This is a genomic window from Pseudomonas sp. JQ170C (assembly GCF_035581345.1).
Classification (GTDB): Bacteria; Pseudomonadota; Gammaproteobacteria; order Pseudomonadales; family Pseudomonadaceae; genus Aquipseudomonas.
Genome location: NZ_CP141608.1, coordinates 3,098,977 through 3,116,960, shown reverse-complemented (window position 1 = coordinate 3,116,960; position 17,984 = coordinate 3,098,977). Strand labels below are relative to the sequence as shown.

Annotated in this window: 16 protein-coding genes; 6 read left to right on the top strand and 10 right to left on the bottom strand. The window is 62.5% G+C overall.

The window, feature by feature from the left end:
- Position 1: 1 nt before the first annotated feature.
- The 4 genes from U9R80_RS14290 to U9R80_RS14275 are packed head-to-tail and all read left to right on the top strand — an operon-like array spanning position 2 to position 3,650.
- Entirely contained in the window at positions 2-1,321 is a 1,320-nt protein-coding gene (locus tag U9R80_RS14290; RefSeq protein WP_301837623.1) for an alpha/beta hydrolase, read from the top strand.
- A 38-nt stretch (positions 1,322-1,359) separates the two neighbouring features.
- Positions 1,360-1,740 carry a phasin family protein gene (locus U9R80_RS14285; RefSeq protein ID WP_324803002.1) on the top strand — a complete coding sequence of 127 codons (381 nt, stop codon included), beginning with the start codon at positions 1,360-1,362 and terminating at the stop codon, positions 1,738-1,740.
- 3 nt (positions 1,741-1,743) lie between these two features.
- On the top strand, positions 1,744-2,832 hold the full coding sequence (locus U9R80_RS14280; protein ID WP_301837625.1) for an alpha/beta fold hydrolase: 1,089 nt from the start codon (positions 1,744-1,746) through the stop codon (positions 2,830-2,832).
- Positions 2,833-2,879: 47 nt separating this feature from the next.
- Entirely contained in the window at positions 2,880-3,650 is a 771-nt protein-coding gene (locus U9R80_RS14275) for an SDR family NAD(P)-dependent oxidoreductase (RefSeq protein ID WP_301837626.1), read from the top strand.
- A gap of 18 nt (positions 3,651-3,668) precedes the next feature.
- On the opposite strand, the gene U9R80_RS14270 is transcribed toward U9R80_RS14275, so the two are convergent.
- From U9R80_RS14270 to U9R80_RS14225, 10 genes are all read right to left on the bottom strand, one after another.
- Entirely contained in the window at positions 3,669-6,251 is a 2,583-nt protein-coding gene (locus U9R80_RS14270) for a LuxR C-terminal-related transcriptional regulator (RefSeq protein ID WP_324802998.1), read from the bottom strand.
- A gap of 282 nt (positions 6,252-6,533) precedes the next feature.
- Positions 6,534-7,991 carry a DUF1254 domain-containing protein gene (locus U9R80_RS14265; protein WP_301837628.1) on the bottom strand — a complete coding sequence of 486 codons (1,458 nt, stop codon included), beginning with the start codon at positions 7,989-7,991 and terminating at the stop codon, positions 6,534-6,536.
- A gap of 69 nt (positions 7,992-8,060) precedes the next feature.
- Positions 8,061-9,518, bottom strand: coding sequence for a DUF1254 domain-containing protein (locus tag U9R80_RS14260; protein WP_301837629.1), 1,458 nt, complete (start codon positions 9,516-9,518; stop codon positions 8,061-8,063).
- A 34-nt stretch (positions 9,519-9,552) separates the two neighbouring features.
- Positions 9,553-11,121 carry a long-chain-fatty-acid--CoA ligase gene (locus U9R80_RS14255; protein ID WP_301837630.1) on the bottom strand — a complete coding sequence of 523 codons (1,569 nt, stop codon included), beginning with the start codon at positions 11,119-11,121 and terminating at the stop codon, positions 9,553-9,555.
- Between the two features lie 74 nt (positions 11,122-11,195).
- Positions 11,196-11,777 (bottom strand): DUF2889 domain-containing protein, encoded by a 582-nt coding sequence (locus tag U9R80_RS14250; RefSeq protein WP_301837631.1) that lies wholly within the window; start codon positions 11,775-11,777, stop codon positions 11,196-11,198.
- 72 nt (positions 11,778-11,849) lie between these two features.
- Positions 11,850-12,995 carry an acyl-CoA dehydrogenase family protein gene (locus U9R80_RS14245; protein WP_301837632.1) on the bottom strand — a complete coding sequence of 382 codons (1,146 nt, stop codon included), beginning with the start codon at positions 12,993-12,995 and terminating at the stop codon, positions 11,850-11,852.
- A gap of 89 nt (positions 12,996-13,084) precedes the next feature.
- Positions 13,085-13,915 carry an SDR family NAD(P)-dependent oxidoreductase gene (locus U9R80_RS14240; protein WP_301837633.1) on the bottom strand — a complete coding sequence of 277 codons (831 nt, stop codon included), beginning with the start codon at positions 13,913-13,915 and terminating at the stop codon, positions 13,085-13,087.
- Positions 13,916-13,953: 38 nt separating this feature from the next.
- Complete coding sequence (locus U9R80_RS14235; RefSeq protein ID WP_301837634.1) at positions 13,954-14,373, bottom strand: MaoC family dehydratase; 420 nt, start codon at positions 14,371-14,373, stop codon at positions 13,954-13,956.
- 10 nt (positions 14,374-14,383) lie between these two features.
- Positions 14,384-14,821 carry a MaoC family dehydratase N-terminal domain-containing protein gene (locus tag U9R80_RS14230; protein ID WP_301837635.1) on the bottom strand — a complete coding sequence of 146 codons (438 nt, stop codon included), beginning with the start codon at positions 14,819-14,821 and terminating at the stop codon, positions 14,384-14,386.
- A gap of 34 nt (positions 14,822-14,855) precedes the next feature.
- Positions 14,856-16,040: a lipid-transfer protein gene (locus U9R80_RS14225; protein ID WP_301837636.1), complete on the bottom strand. Its 1,185-nt coding sequence runs from the start codon at positions 16,038-16,040 to the stop codon at positions 14,856-14,858.
- 359 nt (positions 16,041-16,399) lie between these two features.
- Here U9R80_RS14225 and U9R80_RS14220 point away from each other — a divergent pair, with 359 nt between their 5' ends.
- The gene (locus tag U9R80_RS14220) at positions 16,400-17,155 is read left to right on the top strand and encodes an SDR family NAD(P)-dependent oxidoreductase (protein WP_301837637.1); all 756 of its coding nucleotides are present in this window, start codon (positions 16,400-16,402) and stop codon (positions 17,153-17,155) included.
- A gap of 56 nt (positions 17,156-17,211) precedes the next feature.
- Positions 17,212-17,967, top strand: a complete 756-nt coding sequence (locus U9R80_RS14215) for an SDR family NAD(P)-dependent oxidoreductase (RefSeq protein ID WP_301837638.1) — start codon at positions 17,212-17,214, stop codon at positions 17,965-17,967.
- The last annotated feature ends 17 nt before the right edge of the window (positions 17,968-17,984 follow it).

Here is a 17,984-nt window from a genome sequence, read left to right as displayed (position 1 = left end):
AATGACCGCGCCAACGGGATCAGCCCCAACAAAACGTTCCAAAGCAACCCAGCGCGTCTGGAATGGCATCATCGGCATGCCACAGGTGCGCCGTTCGAGCCGTCCCGATCAGGATGCCCGCGCGTTTCTGCGCCTGCTCAACCTGGCGACACGCATCCGCCCGGTCGAACATTATTCGCTGCGCCAGTTGCGTGAGGTCTGGCGCCTGGCAGCGCTGGCCCTGAGCAAACAACTTCCGGTCGCCAGGGTGATCGAGCAGGTCATCGACGGTCCCGGCGGCCCCATCGAACTGCGCATTTTCAAGCCGGACGATGCCGATCACTTGCTGCCCGCGTTCCTCTGGTGCCATGGCGGCGGGTTTGTGGTCGGTGGCCTGGACACCGCCGAGTCGATCTGCCGCAGCGCTACCCATGAGGCCCGGTGCATCAGTATCGCGGTGCGCTATCGACTGGCGCCTGAGCATGACCTGGCCGCAGGGCGCGAGGACTTTCTCGCCGCGTTGCAATGGGTGGCCGACAACGGCGCTACGCTGGGGATCGATACCACGCGCCTGGCCATCGGTGGCGACTCGGCAGGCGGCAACATCTGCGCTGCCGTGGCTCAGGAGGCGCTGCGGCGCAAGGGGCCGGCGCTGTGCCTGCAAGTGCTGGCCTATCCGGCCACCGACCTGCTGCAGGAGTTTCCTTCCTTTGTTGAAAACGCCAAGGGCTTCATGATCACCGACAGCCTGCTGGCGCAGATCAAGCAGACCGTTGCCGGCTCGCTGGAAACCCTGAATCCGCAAGACCCCTGGCTGTCGCCGCGACGCAGCCAGGACATGCAGGGCCTGCCGCCCGCCGTGGTCATCAGTGCCGGTTTCGACCCGATCCGTGACGACGGCCTGGACTATGCCGCGCGCCTGCGCGCGGCAGGGGTGCCGGTGGAGCTGCTTCATTATGCGGGCCAGTTCCATGGCTTCCTGAATTTCGACGCCGTCATCGGCGCTGGCCGCGATGCCTTGCAGCGCATCGGCGAATCGTTGGCGACCGCGTTTGGCGGCGAACCGGCGCCGGACCGCACGGTGGAAATTGCCGACGTGCCCGCGCGGCCATCGAAGCTGTGCGCGGCAATGGCCGGGGTGGCGACATCCAGTCTGATGACCTGGGAGGCGAGCGAGGGCTGGAGCGGCACGCTGTTGCGCCAGGTGTCCCCGGCGGCCGCCCGCGCCGCCCGCCGGGCGCTGCTGCCCTGGCGGGTGCCCACGGCCTTCATACGTCACCGCCTTGTCGAACGGCTCGACGGGCGAGTCGCCCAGCAGACCTATCCCGAAACGCAACCTTGACCAGGAGTATCGCCGTGGGAATTCTTGATCCATTTCAGATGTGGCGGGAAGCAATCAACCTGATCGAAGGTGAAATCAACGCGCTGGCTGCCCGCAAGCAGGAGTCGGCCGAGTTCGCCCAGGCGGCCAACCAGTTCTCCAAGGTTTCCCTGGGCGTTCAGCATGTGTTCGAGCGTTCCTTCGCCGGTGCCTTGCGGCGCCTGGAGCTGCCCAGTCGGTCTGAAGTCGACGCGCTGGCAACCGCTGTGCAGCGTATCGAAGACAAGCTCGACCGACTGCTGCCATCGGCCGTCAACGCTGCGCTGGTGCCCCGACCGTCGCGCAACCGTCGACCGTCAACGCCGCCCGAGGCGGCTGCGGCGAAAACCGTGAAGCGAACCCTGAAACCGGCAGCCAGACGCGCGCCCAAAGAGGACTGAACCATGGCTGCAACCCAACCTCGCCAGGACCATGTCCCATCCCTCGCGGGCCGGCTGTACACCGAAGTCGACCGGATGATCCAGCGGCGGCTCAAGGGCCTGGAATTTCTCGGCTCACCCGGGCCGGCGATGGGCAAGACACCGAGAACGCTGTTGCACCGGCGCGGTACGCTGGCGCTGTATCGCTATCACGCCACGTGCAACGACGTGTACCGGGTGCCGTTGCTGTTGGTCATGGCGCCCACCAACAAGGCCTATATCTTCGATCTGGCCGAGCGCCAGAGCCTGATCGAGTTTCTTCTCGGCCGCGGCTACGACGTCTATGTGCTGGACTGGAACGCACCGACCCAGGCAGAGCGCACGTTGCGGGTCGAGGATTACGTGCTCGACTTCATTCCCGACTGCATGGCCCGGGTACAGGCCGACGCCGGGGTCGATGAGGTGACGCTGGCCGGTTACTGCATGGGCGGCGTGCTCTCGACCCTGTATGCGGCGCTGCATGCCGGGGGGCCGCTGAAGAACCTGGTGTGCTTCACCACCCCGGTGGACTGGTCGCAGATGAGTTGGTCCCGAGGCATCGCCAATCAACGCTTTTTCCAGGTCGATCGGCTGGTCGATACGGTGGGCATCATCCCCGGCGAGATGATCATGACGGCCATAGACCTGCAACGCCCGGCCAGCCGCATCGCCGGCCAACTGCGGCTGTGGGACAACATGTGGAACGACGCCTACGTCAGGCACCACCGGATGATGGTGGGCTGGGGTAACGACCACCTGCCGCTGCCCGGCGAGTACTACCGCCAGGTCATCAAGGAACTGATGTGGAACAACAGCCTGAATGAGGGGACCTTGCGCATCGGCGACCAGATGGTCGACCTGACCCGGATCACGGTGCCGTTGCTGCATGTCATCGCCGAACATGACTCGCTGGTGCCTCCGGCCTGTGCCAGGCCGCTGGTGGCCAAGGTAGGGTCGACGGACAAGCAGGAACTGATACTGCCGGGCGGCCACGTCAGCCTGATCGCGGGCCCTGCGGCGAAGAAGCGCATGTGGCCGGCGCTCGATCAATGGCTGGGGCAGCGTTCACTGTAATTCCCTGAGCCCTCCCGGCCGATAAAAACTCAAGAGAGGTAAGTGCAATGAACCTTGGTGCAATGCTCAGCGGGCAACGGATACTGATCACCGGCGCGTCTTCTGGGCTGGGCAGTCATTTCGCCCGATTGGCGGCCCGTTGCGGCGCCCAGGTGGTGATCGGCGCGCGGCGTACGTCACGGCTGGAGTCGCTTGCCGTCGAACTTCAGGCGCTCGGTGCAGCGCAGGTGACCGTTATCGAACTCGACGTGGCCTCGCAGACCTCCGTCGAGCAGGCCGTCGCCACCATCGCGGCAACAGGCAAGCCGCTGAATGTGCTGGTCAACAACGCCGGGATCGGCCACGACGGCGCCGCCATGACGCAGCCGATCCAGGCGTTCGACGCGATCATGGCCACCAACCTGCGTGGCGTCTGGCTGGTATCAACCGAAGTGGCGCGGCACTGGAAAGCCCAGGAGCAGGGGGGGATCATCGTCAATATCGCCTCGATCCAGGGTGAGCGGGTCATGCCGGGCGTCGCGGCCTATTCGGCCTCCAAGGCTGCCGTGGTGCACCTGACCAAGAGCCTGGCGCTGGAGTGGGCGCGCCATGGCATTCGTGTCAATGCCATCGCACCCGGCTACATCTCTACCGAGATGACCGAAGCGGCCTGGAATACACCCCAGGGTGCATCGCTGATCAAGCGCATCCCGATGCAGCGCCTTGGCACCCCGCAGGAACTGGATGGCGCGCTGTTGCTCCTGGCGACACAGGCATCGTCCTGGATGACCGGGTCGGTGATTACTGTGGATGGCGGGCATCTGGTTTCGGGGCTGTGACGGCTGTGGCCCGCCGCGCTATTGAGCAATCCGGCGGGCAGCACTGATGGCTTCGTAACGACTGGATACGCCAAGCTTGATGAAGATGTTCTTGAGGTTCCACTTGACCGTCTGCTCGCTGATGTTCAGCGCGAGCGCGATACGTTTGTTCGACATGGTCTGTTCGACCAGGGCGAGAATTTCCTTTTCGCGCTTGGTCAGTAGCAGCGCTTCGGGGTTGTCGTTTTTATCCATGGAGGTCTTGGCGTGCGACTGGTGCACACCGATGGCCAATTGGCGCAGGAGCTGCTGCCGATACTCTTCCACGGCCGCTTCTTTTTGTTCGTCCAGGTTGAGCAGCAATTCGTACAGCGCCTCACCTTCGTCGAGAAAGGTGCGCATGAGCCCCAACCGATAACCGGAGGCGATTGCGGTACTGAGACTGAGATGGGCCTGGGCGTCGCGTTTGAGCTCATTCAATGCGAGTGCCCTGAGGATGTCGGCTTTTACCAGCAGGACCCCACGGTTGAGCTGCAGGCCGAAGCGGTGTGCTTCTTCCAGCGCTTGCAAAGCCTGTTCTGGTTTGTCGCTGGCGAGGGCCAGGCGCGCGCGCGACAACGCTGCGACACTCTGGATGCTCAGTTGGCAGCATGCCGAGCCGTGGGGAGGCGTGGCCAGGTCATCAAGCGTGGCCTGTAGTGAGGAGGCATGACGCCGGTCACCAAGCTTCAAGGTGATGTTGACCTGTTCGGCAAGCGCCAGCACCACACCATGATCGCGACCGATGTGGCGAAAATGCGCCTGCTGCTTGACCAGGTACTCCAACGCAGCCTGTGGGCTTTCCTGAAGACACTGCAGCCGCGCGTAAGTCACCGTGGCGCAATACATGTACTCGGGGGCGGAGAAGTGCAGGACATTCAGGCGCTTTGTCAGCATTTCGCGGGCATCGTCGATGCGATCGGTTTCGTACAGTATTCCCGCCATGAGGGTGGCGATTGTACTGGCGCTGAGCGAGCGGCGTCCGTAACCGGCCTCTGCCAACGCGAGAATGGCTGCGCAACTGCGTTCAGCTTCCAGCATGTTGCCTTCGAGCCAGGCAACGCTGGCAAAAGCACTGCGATTGACAAGCGCCAGTTCAGTGTCTTGGGTGTGCACTACACGGGCATTGGGGGCATTGAACTCGCTGCGAGCTTCGCCATAGCGCCCCAGGTATGCCAATGCCCCGACAGTGACACCGGTTCGGAAGCACTCGAAAAACGGGTGGCCCAAGGGGGCGTCGCCGACCGTACGTACGGTGGCGAGGGCAGTTTCCGCGTCCTCGCCAAGGATCGCGATAACGGCATGCAGCAAGTTGATGTAGCGCACTTGCAACAGCGACAGCCTGGACGAGGCGAGCGTGCCGGCCAGCTCCCGGGCACGCTCCAGATGCCCGGTAATGGCGGCAATCCAGGCGCTGATCAACATCAGGCGTGGACGCCGTGCGAGCAGATCGGGCGGAACCCGCTCGATCCAGCGCATGTAGGTGCCGAAATGACTCAGGCTGCTGACGGTTGGCAATGCGTCCTGAATGATCTGCACAACGTTGCTGAAATCTTCACTCAGCAAAGCGTGGCGGATGGCTTCCGGGTAGAGGGCTTCGCGGTTGAACCACTCGGCAGCGCGCAGGTGCAGTTGACGGATGTCGTGTGTGCTTTCGGCCAGGCGCTGGCCGAGGAAGTCGGCGAACATCGGGTGCCAGCGGTACCACTGATAGCGCTCCTGCAGGTCCACCGGCTGCACGAACAGATTGCGGGCCTCGAGCATGGCGATCATGTCCGCAGCGTTGTCGATGTCGCAGACGTGGGCAGCCAGTTCCACATTGAAACGGCGCAGGATCGAGAGCTTCTGCATGAACTCGAGCAGTTCAGGTGGCAGGTCATGGACGACGTCTTCGGACAGGTAGGCGCCAAGGTTGCTGCTGCTGAGCAACTGCTGGCCGGGTTGATTGCCCGGCTTGCTTTTCAGGGTGATGGCCAACAACTGCAAGCCGATGGGCCAGCCATTGGTAAGGTCGTGAATACTGTGTGCAGTCTCAAGGTCGATCGCCGCGTTCAAATGGCTTTTCAGAAACGCGTAGGACTCACGAAAGGTGAAGGTAAGCTCGCTGCTGTCGATTTCGCACAGTTCTCCCATCGCCCGCGTCCTGCCCAATAGCAGGGGACAGGCCTGTCGGGTGGCCAGCATCAGGTGAAAGGTCGCCGGGGCATTATCAACCAGCGCCTGGATGAGGGAGAGAGTGGTCGGGTTGCTGATGTGATGGAAGTCATCAATCATCAGGTACTTTTCAGCATTGTCGCGATCCAGTGCATTGATCAGTACCGCACACACCGCCTGGCGCCAATCCTCATCCTTGCTGTCGAGCAACAGCACGTGGTCCTCCAGCGCCACCCCCATCTTTTGCAGCGCCCCAATCAACCCGGCGCAGAACACCTCTGGTGCGTCATCCTCAGCGTTCAGCGACAGCCAGGAAACCGTGGCACCGTCCTTCAATAGCTCCATTCGCCAATGGGTGAGCACGGTTGTTTTACCGAAACCGGCGCTGCCGGTGATCAACACCAGGCGGTGGTGGCGTGCTTCATTCAAACGGGATATCAGCGCGTCGCGCGGTACCGCTTGGCTGGAAAGTCGAGGGGGGGCGAACTTGGTGGTAACGAGCAAGGAAATCGGCTTCATGGACAGTCGTTTTTATGGGCGGCCAACGGGTGCGTGTTGCCCCTCTGCAGGAGGGGCGCGTTTGATTGGCAATGCGCTAATTTGTACCCGCGACTATGAGGGATTGAGCAATGGCATGTCCATACATGTCGGGCTTGCTGGCAACCGACACGCGCCTGGGCCAGGCGCCGGGGGAACCGGCGCCGGGCGGTATTACTTCACTTCCTCGAAATCACCCGGTTTCCACTCGCCATTGAAGGCCATGGCCTCTGGGCCATAGATCCGGAAGTAGGTGAACCAGCCCTTGCCCGGTGACGTCTTGATCCATTGCTTTTCATGGCCGGGTGGCGCGGAAGGGCCGAAGTAAAGCTCGTTGACACCCTCCTTGGCCAAACCCTGCAGTTCGATCATCGAACGCAGGGCGGCCTGGTTCTGCGGGTTTTCGATCTGGGAGCGGGTCTCGCTGTCGTACACGGTGACTGACCAGAACAGCTTGGCCGGCACAGGCTGCGGCACTTTCAGGCGGTAGGTCTTGCTGCCATCGAGGAACGCACCCTGGGCATCACGGCTGCCGAGCCAGTACAGCGACCCGGCGCCGGGTTCGCGGCGGAACATCGCCGGTGAGGCGATCATGGCCTGATAGAACCACTTCTCGCGCGCCTCGAGATCGACCCGGCCATTGATTTCAAAGCTGCCGTTCTCCGGACGCAGCACCGCCCATTCCCATTGGCGGTCAGGCCAGGCCAGGCGGTCGCTGCGCCGGTCGGCCAACGATTGCACGCGCATTTGCGCGTTGCCGCGTTGGGCCGCCTCAATAAGGATTTCCTGCATCCGCGAATCCGGTGCGAACGGTTTGCCCTTGGCGATGCCCAATGCCGCCAGTTCGCCATAGTAATTGCGGTACTCGGGCAGGGCCGGTTCGTTGTTGATCAGTTCGTGCAGTTCGCGCCAGTACTGCAAGGTGTTTTCGACGCTAATCGGCGAGATATCGCTGGATTTGCCAGCCTGATCAATCCATTGGGCCGCGGGCCAGTCGGCGGGCGGGTGCAGGGGATAGACCTTGACCGATTTCATCAAGGCGATTGCAGCGTCCAGCCCGTCCTTGGGCAGGGCGCGCAACATCACCAGCAGGCGCTGGGTAGTCGGCGTGGCCGTGTAGTAGCCCTGGGGAAGGGAACCCTGGTAGCCCGGCGGCAGGAACAGGAATTTGCCGCCCTGGCCCTTGTCCGGGCCAGGCAGGCCGAGATCGGCGACCCAGCGCTGGTTGAGGTCGTTGGCCACACTCATGATCGGCCCTTTGGGCAACTCCACGACCATCGGCCCGTTGGACAGGTCGAGCATCAGGCCGGCGTAAGGGGTGTCGGAGTTTGCCGTGAAGACGCGCTTTTTCGGTGTGCCTTGCAGCACCGTGAATACTTTGTTGGGGACCTGGCCCAGGGCCAGGTTGGCGTTCCACAAATGCATCATGGCAACGTTGGGATAGAAGAACCGGTAGCTTTGCAGCGCGCGGTTGAGGTCGACGTCGTCGTAGACGCGCTGGACCGTTTCGCGGGTCGGAAAACCATTGTTGAACACATAGGGTGCCTCAAGGCTTTGTGCCTGGGCAGCGCACAACGGGGCGAGGCACAGCAGGGTGGCAAGTGCACGGGAAAAGGGCAGGGCGTTTGGCATTTCGGAGTTCCTTATTGTTGTTTTGAAGGCAAGCGCCACGGCAGGCGCCCGCCGTTTCACACTGACGTCCTAGTCGATCTGCTGAATATCGTTGAGCACCCAACTGCGGTCGATGATGCCTTTATCCGGTCCATAGATGCGGAACAGGGTGAAGAACGGGTTACCCGGTCGGGTACTGATCCAGTTGTGTTCCTGCCCCGGCGGCGGTGTTGGCCCGAAGTACAGGTCAATGCTGCCATCGCTGTTCTTCTTCAGCTGCGCGTTGTAGGAGTCAAGGCCGACGACTTTGGCTTCGCGGATGAAACCGGCGGTTTGCGCGTCGTAGACATCGACCGCCCAGAAATCGCGAGCCGGGGCATTGGCCGGGATGGTCAACTTGTAGGTGTGGCTGCCATCGAGGCGCTCGCCCCGGTCGGTCTGGTAGCTTTTCATGTACACGTGCGGGCCTGGCGGCACGATGGGGGCGAACATGGCGAACCAGGCATAGGCGCGTTCGTCCAGGTACAGCCCTTTGTCCGGCTCGATAAAGCTCAGCCGGGTGCCCATCGACACTGCACGGCTGGCCAGCGAGCGCCATTGCCGCTGTTCGCTCCAGATCGCCTCGCCAGACCCTGCATAGCCTTCCATCAGGTAGGCATGGGCTTCGCCCGCAGCGGCGTCGAGCAACTGCTTGCGTTGGCTGTCCGGGTTGAAACTCAGGCCTTTGCCGATATCCAGGGCCTTGAGCTGGCCCATCATGCTCAGGTCACGCGGTTGCACCGGCTCTTCCGCGACCATGCGCGCGACCGAATCGAAGAAGCGCGCATCGTACGGGGTGATGCCATCGAGCACCTTGTCGGCCATGTCCAGGAAGCGGTTGGCGGCAGGTGCCTTGGCGCTGGCCAACGGATAGACCTTCAGCGATTTGAGGTAGTCGACGCCAGTGGCCAGGTCTGCGTCGCTGGTGGTTTTGGTGATGACGCGCAGCAGGCTGTAGTTGTTGAAGGTCGTGCTGTGCACTGGCACATAACCGTCCGGCACCTGGCCCTGGTAACCCGGGGGCAGCAGAACGTAGCGCGCGCCCTGGCCCTTGTCCTGGCCAAGGCTGCCGACGTTGATCAGCGGAATGGTCCAGGCATCGAGCAAGCTGCCATACAGGCCGGCGTTGGCGGTGGCCGGAATGTCGACCACCACCGGGCCATCCTTGAGGTTGACGAACAGCATCACATAGAGCGTCGAGTGGTTCGGCGTCGTGGTCTGGTTCTTCCAGTCCGATGGCCTGGACCAGTACATGATGTCGTTGTACTGAGCCCCGGCATCACGAAAGTAGGCCTGGCGCATGGCGTCGAAGTTGGCCAGTGGCATGCCCCAGATCGCCGCTTCGACAGCGCGGCGTTCGAGCATGCGGGTGTGCAGCTGGTTCGCCGTCAGGCTGGCACTGGCCTGTTTGACCTGAGGCAGGGCCGCGATGGCCAGCGCCCCCAGCAGGGCGATGGCGAGCAGGTTTTTATACCTTGCAGCGTGATGACGCAAACGCTGAAATCCCATGATTGACTGTCCTTGTGGTTGAGTGGATCGGCATTCAGGCCACGCCGCGCTTGCGGCCTTCCCAGAAGGGGGCGCGCAGGTCGGTCTTGAGCACCTTGCCGACACTGGACAAGGGCAGGCTGTCGCGGAACTCGACACTGCGCGGGCACTTGTAGCCGGCGATACGTTCGCGGCAATGGGCAACGATTTCGACGTCGGCGACATCGGCATCGGCTTTGCGGATGATCACCGCATGCACGGTTTCGCCCCATTTCTTGCACGGGATGCCAATCACCGCCACCTGGGCAACTGCCGGGTGGCTGGCAATCGCGGTTTCCACTTCGGCGCTGTAGATGTTCTCGCCACCACTGACAATCATGTCTTTGAGGCGGTCGCAAACGTGCACAAAGCCGTCTTCATCCATAAAGCCGCCATCGCCGGTATGCATCCAGCCGTCACGGATCGCTTCGGCAGTGGCCTCGGGTTTGTTCCAGTAGCCGAGCATGACGTTGGGGCCACGCACGACAATCTCGCCGACGGTGCCACGGGGCACTTCTACGTCATCGCCATCGACGATACGGACTTCCACGCACATGGCCGGCAGGCCGGCGGAGTACATCTTGCCGCTATGGTGGTGTTCTTCGCTGTGGTACTGCGGAAGCAGCAGGGTGGCCATTGGTGCCAGTTCGGTCATGCCGTAGCCCTGGCGCAAGCCGGCGGCGGGGAACGCTTCGCGGGTGCGTTTGAGCAGCGCCGGGGTAATCGGTGATGCGCCGTAACCGATAATCTGCAGCGACGACAGGTCCAGCGCTGCGGCGTCTGGATGATTGTCGCGCCAATCCAGCAGCATCTGGATCATGGTCGGCGCCAGCAACAGTTCGCTGATGCGCTGGCTGGCGATCATCTGCAGCACGTTCTGCGGATTGAACGAGGGCAGCAACAGGTGCGTGCCGCCGCTGATGAACAGGGCGGTCATTGCCGCGAAGTCGGCCAGGTGGAACATGGGCATGACGTGCAGGTAACGCTCTTGAGCACGGCAGGAATTTGCTGCCACCAACGCCAGGGAGGAAGCACAGACATTGTTATGGCTGAGCATCACGCCCTTGGGGAACCCGGTAGTACCGCCGGTGTAGAAAATACCCAGCAGCGCGTCGCCGTGGCGCCGAGCATCGGCAACCGGCGCGCTCTGCGCAATCAGTGCTTCGTAGTTGAGCATGCCGTCTGGCGTTTCGCCGTCGCCCGCGTAAATCACCGTACGCAAGGTCTTGGCCGCGGCAATGATGTGCCCGGCCAACGCGATAAAGTTGTTGTCGACGATCAATACGCTGGTGTCCGAGTCATCCAGTGAGTAGACGATCTCGGCCACGCTCCAGCGGATATTGACCGGGTTGAGCACTGCGTCGGCCCAAGGCACCGCCTGGTAGTACTCGATGTAACGATGCGAGTTGAGCGAGAGCATCGCCACACGCTCGCCGCTGGCCACGCCGAGGTTCTTCAGGGCACCGGCGAGGCGGGCGACGCGGTCGCCGAACTGGGCGTAGGTCATACTCCGGTCCTGGGTTTCGATGGCGGTCGCCTGCGGGCAGCGTTGCAGGTGGCGGTGCAATCCTTGGGTAATGTACATCGGTCACTCCAGTCTTTTATTGTTCTTGAAAGCGCAGGGCAGTTGCCAGCTGCTGAGGATGTGCGGGTGTCTGATTACTCGTTGGCGGGCAGCGCTTGCGGCCACCGGGTGCGTACCGCTTCGCCGTCCTGGCGATAGGCATGACAGGTGCCGATTACCCAGGGTGTGGGGATGACGTAGTCCGGGTCGCTGGCCGCGCGTTGACGTTCGGCATTCCAGATCAGGTCGAAGGTGCTCTGGTACAGCGTGGTGGCCATGGGGCCGAGCAATTCGGTCAGGTGGGTACAGCCCTGGGCACCGCCGACTCGTTGTGCGACCTGCTTTTTGAAGCCCGGACCGATTTTCAGACCGATAAGGCGCTTGTAGACGTCAGCCACCTGAGGGCAGTACGGGGTGGGCGCATCTTCGGTAACGGCCTCGAGGTTGTGGATCACGAACTGCAGGTCGGCGGTCAGGCGTACGCGCATCTGATGCACCGGGGCACCGGCCGGAATCAGCTTGTAGTAGGCATCGTGATCCTGGTGCTTGATGTCCAGCAGGTGGCCATCGATGTCGATCAGGCCATCGTCGCGCAAGTACCCACTACAGGTGACCTGGCGCGTATGCAGCGGTGTTCTGCCCGGCTCGCTTGACGCGGGAGTGTCTATTTCGCTCATGTCACTGATCTCGCAACGCTGGAATAGCCAATGGCACTCCTGCGAGTGCCTTTGAGTAATGGCGGCTGGCGCTTAAAGCGAACGGCCGACCAGCTCGCGCTGGATCTCGTTGGTACCGCCGTAGATGCGCGCAACACGCGCGTCGGCCCACATGCGGGCAATCGGGTACTCGTTCATGTAGCCGTAGCCGCCAAAGAACTGCAGGCAACGGTCAAGCACTTCGCTCTGACGTTCGGTCAGCCAGAATTTAGCCATCGAGGCCAGGGTCGGGTCGAGCTTGCCGTCCACCCATTGCTGGATGAGGTGGTCGCAGAAGGTACGCGATGCCAGAACCGTGGCCTTGACATCGGCCAGGGTGAAGCGGGTGTTCTGGAAGTCCAGCACCGGTTTGCCAAACACCTTGCGTTCCTTGGTGTACTCGATGGTCAGCGCCAGCGCGCGCTCCATGGTCGCCGTTGCAGTGATGGCAATTTGCGCGCGCTCAAACGGCAATTGCTTCATCAAGGTATAGAAACCTTTGCCTTCGACGCCGCCCAGCAGGCATTCAGCGGGCACTTCGACATCGTCGAAGAACATTTCCGAGGTATCGGCCGACTGCTGGCCTACCTTGTCCAGGCATTTGCCGCGGCGAAAGCCAGGCAGTGCGGTGTCTACCAGGAAAATCGAAATGCCTTTGGAGCCCGCATTGATATCGGTCTTGGCAACCACGGCCACCATGTCGCTGGTCTGGCCATTGGTGATGAAGGTCTTGGCGCCGTTGATGATGTAGCTGTCGCCCTGTTTCACCGCACGGGTACGCACCGCTTGCAGATCGGAGCCGGTGCCCGGCTCGGTCATGGCCACCGAACAGATGACTTCACCCGAAGCGATCTTCGGCAACCAGTGCTGCTTCTGGGCTTCGGTGCCGTCTGCGAGGATGTAATGGCCGACGATGTGGTTGATACCCAGGCCCAGGCCCATTACCCCGGCGTAGGCCATTTCGTTCATCACCGCCGCCAAATGCGCCGGCGTACCGCCCGAGCCGCCGTATTCGACGTCAACATCGGGGAGGATCATGCCCATCTCGCCGGCGGCAAGCCAGGACGCACGGTCGGCCTGGTGCTGTTCGCGCCATTGCTCTTCAAGCGGTGCCAGGTGGGTGGTGACAAAGCGGTGGACACTGTCGGCGAAGGGGCTGACGTCATCGTCGAGCCAGGGCGAACGGTAGTTCTCCAGCATGGCGAAACCTCGGAAATCTCGTTGTTGTTATGAGTGGCTGCGCACACCCGGGGGATGTACGCAGGAAAAGCGTGAACGGTGTGCAGCGATCAGAGCGCGCCTTGGCCGCCACCGCAGACCAGGGTCTGGCCAGAAACGTAGTTGGCTTCCGGCAGGCACAGCATGACCACCGAACCGGCAGCCTCTTCAGGCGTACCCGGGCGACCTAGCGGAATGGCCTGGCTGGCGCCGTCGATCATGGCCTGTTGCACGCCGACCTTGATTTCCCGGCCTTCGATGCTGACGGTCTTGCTTTCGTTGCCTGCCAGCGCCTGGGTCAGGCGGGTGTCGATGAAGCCGAAAGCCACGGCATTGACGCAGACTTTCAGGCGTCCCCATTCCTTGGCCAGGGTCTTGGTCATGCCCAGGATGCCGGCTTTGGCCGAAGAGTAGTTGGTCTGACCGGCATTGCCGGCGGCGGCGACGGAGGAGATGTTCACCACCTTGCGGAACACTTCGCGGCCTTCGGCAGCCTCTTTCTTGGCCTGGGCGCTGATGACCGGCTGGGCGGCGCGCAAGATACGGAACGGCGCGGTCAGGTGGCAGTCGATGATGGCGTACCACTGCTCATCGGTCATTTTCTGGATGACGTTGTCCCAGGTGTAGCCGGCGTTGTTGATGATGATGTCGATGCCACCGTAGCTTTCCACTGCGGTCTTGACGAAACGCTCGGCGAAGTCGACGGCCGTGACGCTACCGACGCAGGCAACCGCTTCACCGCCGGCGTTGCGAATTTCTGCGACCACTTCTTCAGCCGGTGCGGCGTCGAGGTCGTTGACCACGACTTTGGCACCATAGGCGGCCAGTTGCAGCGCCACTTCACGGCCGATACCACGACCGGAACCGGTCACCAGGGCTACTTTTCCTTCGAGCTTTTTCATTGAGCTGTTCTCGTTTCTTGTTTGAGTGTTAGCGGTCTTCAGGCCAGGGCGACAACGGCTTCGCCGGCCAGCTTCTCTTCGCCATGCTGGTTGGCACAGCGGATTTGCACACGCACGCGCTTCTCGCCTGCGATTTCGAATTTTTCGATAACGCTGCCGGTGCAAGTCGGCACATGGCCTAGCTGGGTGATGCCGGTAAAGCGCATGGAAAAGTCACGCAGTTGTGCCTGTGGCACCCAGGCGGTCAGCAGGCGCCCGAGGTAGGCGGCAGACAACATGCCGTGGGCGAAGACGTCGGGCATGCGTGCCTTGCGAGCGAAGTCGATGTCGACATGGATCGGGTTGTGGTCACCCGAAGCCCCGCAGTAGAGGGCGAGGGTGGTACGGTTGACCGCCGGCAAGGTCAATGCTGCAAGTTCGTCACCGACCTGGATATCCGAGTATTGAAGGGTAGTCATCGGTGGCTCCTCAGCGCTGGACAAGGGAGGAACGGATGTCGGCAATGTGCTCGCCATCCTGATTGGTCACGCGGGTTTCATTGACCACGAACTGCAGGGCACCGCCTCTTTTTTCATAGACATCGACGACTCGCGTATCGAATGTCAGCACATCTCCGGCGACCGCGGGTTTGTGGTAGGTGAAGCCTTGCTCGGCGTGCAGGATGCGGCCCAGGTCGAAACCGTAGATGTTCAGTTGCTCGACCAGGTCGCGTCCCTCACTTTGCAGGCACATGAGGAACGTTGGCGGAACGGGCAGGGATTTGTAGCCCGCGGCCTTTGCCACGGCTTCATCGGTGTAGACCGGGTCGGTTTCGCCAATGGCCTTGGCGAAAAAGCGCAAGCGGCCTTTTTCGACTTCGGCGCTGCTGACGCCCAGGGAACGGCCGATCAGACTCTTGTCTGCCATTTGATTTTCTCCGGCGGGTAAGGAAATAAGGGGATCAGCCGCGACCGTACAGGGTCACGACGCACGCGCCGCCCAGCCCCAGGTTGTGCTGGAGGGCAAGGTTTACACCCTCGACCTGACGCTCCTGGGCGCTGCCGCGCAACTGATGGGTCAGCTCGTAGCACTGGGCCAGGCCCGTGGCACCCAATGGGTGACCCTTGGAGAGCAGGCCGCCGGACGGGTTGGTCACCACCTGGCCGCCATAGGTGTTGTCGCCATCGAGCACGAAGCGCTCGGCTCCACCTACATCACACAGGCCAAGGGATTCGTAGGTGAGCAGTTCGTTGTGGGCGAAGCAGTCATGCATCTCGGCCACGCGGATGTCCTGCGGCGAAACGCCAGCTTTCTCGTAGACTTCGCGGGCCGCACGCTGGGCCATGTCGAAGCCGACCATTTGAATCATCGAGGCCGGCTCGTACGAGACCGGCTTATCGGTGGTCATCGACTGGGCGAGGATCACCACGTCAGTGCGCAGGCCATGCTTCTTGGCGAAGGCTTCGCTGCAGATGATCGCGGCGGCGGCGCCGCAGGTCGGCGGGCAGGCCATCAGACGGGTCATCACCCCAGGCCAGACCACCTGGTCGTTCATGACGTCTTCGGTGCTGACCACTTTGCGAAACAGCGCCAGCGGGTTGTTGGCAGCATGGCGGCTGGCCTTGGCGCGGATGGCCGCGAAGGTGCTCATCTGGGTGCCGTATTTCTGCATGTGCTCGCGACCGGCGCCGCCGAACATCTGCAGGGCCATCGGCACGCCCACGGCGTCGGCGGTCAACTGGCTGGCGATTTCGCTGCATTTGCCCATGGCGCCTGGGCGGTCTTCCCATTGGTTCTTCAGGGCGCCCGGTTGCATCTGCTCGAACCCCAGGGCCAGGGCGCATTCCACCGCACCGCTCTCCACGGCCTGGCGTGCCAGGAACAGGGCGCTGGAACCGGTAGAGCAGTTGTTGTTGACGTTGACTACCGGAATACCGCTCAGACCGACCTCATAGAGTGCCGACTGGCCCGAGGTCGAGTCGCCGTAGACGTAGCCGACATAGGCCTGCTGCACAAGCTGATAGTCCAGCCCGGCATCCTTGAGGGCCTGGCGGGTGGCATCTGCCCCCATCTCTATATAGGACCCGCTGGCACCTGGCTTGAGGAACGGGATCATACCTACCCCGACTACATACGCTTTAGACATCGCTTGCTCCTTACGGGTTGGTGGTGCCTCGCACGCTGGGCGAGGCCAAGGCGGCTGGGCCGGCTCACCCCCCCAATTTACGGGTGGGCCTTGCGGGGGGGACCTGCCCTCAAAGAGTGGACGCGGAGGGGGGGTAACCCTGCTACTGGCGGCTCAAAACCTGCGTAGTTCAAGGCGATAGCGCGCACCACCAGCCCCCTCACCAGCCACTCGGCGAGAGTGGGGGAGGCCCTTTCATCGCTACCGTAGCCTTGTGCGACAGGGCCGATCTCAGCCGGCCCGACAGATGCCTCTATCAATTTCGCCGAGTGTCCGGTGCGTGCGCCGGGTTGTGCAGTCGGGCGTTTCCAGGAGTGTTTATGGCGGATCTACAAGGCAAGGTTGCAATCGTGACGGGGGGCGCTTCCGGCATAGGGCGGGCGACAGCGATGCTGTTCGCTCGCGAAGGCGCCAAGGTGGTGGTCGCTGACATGAGCGAGTCGTCAGGAAAGCAGGTGGTGCGCGACATCGAGCAGGCGGGTGGCATTGCCTGCTTTGAGCATGTCGACGTGCGCAGCGACGAAAGCTGTGCGGCCATGGTTGCGCAGACCTTGCTGCAATACGGACAACTGGATATCGCCTTCAATAACGCCGGCATCTTCGCCGCACCGACCTTGACCGAGGACCAGGGCCTGGCGCTCTGGCAGCGCATGCTCGATGTGAACCTGACGGGCGTGTTCAATTGCATGGTCCACGAGCTGCTGGCGATGAAGGCCAAGGGGGGCTCGATCATCAACACCGCGTCGGTCGCCGGTATCAGCGGCACCTACGGGGCCGCCGCCTACTCGGCGTCGAAACACGGGGTCATCGGCCTGACCCGCAGCGCGGCGCTGGAATACGGCAAGTATGGCGTGCGCATCAATGCGCTGTGCCCGGGATTGATCGAGACGCCGATGACCGCAGGCCCCGACAGCGGCTTCAACGAAAAGATGGTCAACGGCGCAATCAAAGCAAGCGCGCTGCGCCGCCAGGGCCGCGCCGAAGAGATGGCCGAAATGGTGCTGTGGCTGGCCAGCGATCGCTCCTCCTACAGCACCGGCGGCCACTTCGTGATCGACGGCGGGCTGTCGGCCTGAGCCGCATACCCGCACCTCTCATCAGTACTTATCAGCACTTTTCAATGGACGTTGCTATGACCCTTTTGCACGACAAGGTTGCCATCGTGACCGGCGGCGCCTCCGGCATTGGCCGGGCCACCGCCCTGCTGTTCGCCCAGGAAGGCGCTCGTGTGGCGGTTGCCGACATGAGCGAGGCGGCCGGCCTGGCTGTGGTTGAAGAAATCCGACAAGCCGGTGGCCAGGCGTTCTTCCAGCGCACCGATGTCCGTCAGGACTTCGCCTGCGCCGAATTGGTCGAAGCCACGCTGGGGCGATACGGTCGGCTGGACATCGCCTTCAACAATGCCGGCATCAGTGGCGGCGTTGGCCTGACGGAGAACCTCGAGCTGGAAAACTGGCTCAACGTCCTGGATATCAACCTGACGGGGGTCTTCAACTGCATGGTGCATGAGCTGCGCGCCATGAAAGCCCGTGGCGGTTCGATCATCAACACGGCATCGATCATGGGGCTGCAGGGTACCCCGGGCGGTGCCGCCTATAGCGCCTCCAAGCACGGGGTCATCGGCCTGACCCGCAGCGCAGCGCTCGAATACGGCAAGTACGGCGTGCGTATCAACGCCCTGTGCCCAGGGTTCGTGGATACCCCGATGGTGGTCGGCCCGGACAGTCACTTCGACGCCAAGGCCACCGAAGCCCTGGTGCGCAGCACAGCCCTGCGGCGTTTCAGCGAGCCGCGCGAACAGGCAGAGATGGTGCTGTGGCTGGCCTCCGACAAATCCTCGTACGCCACCGGCGGCCACTTCGTGGTCGATGCCGGCGTGATGGCCTGATTTCCAACTGACATTGA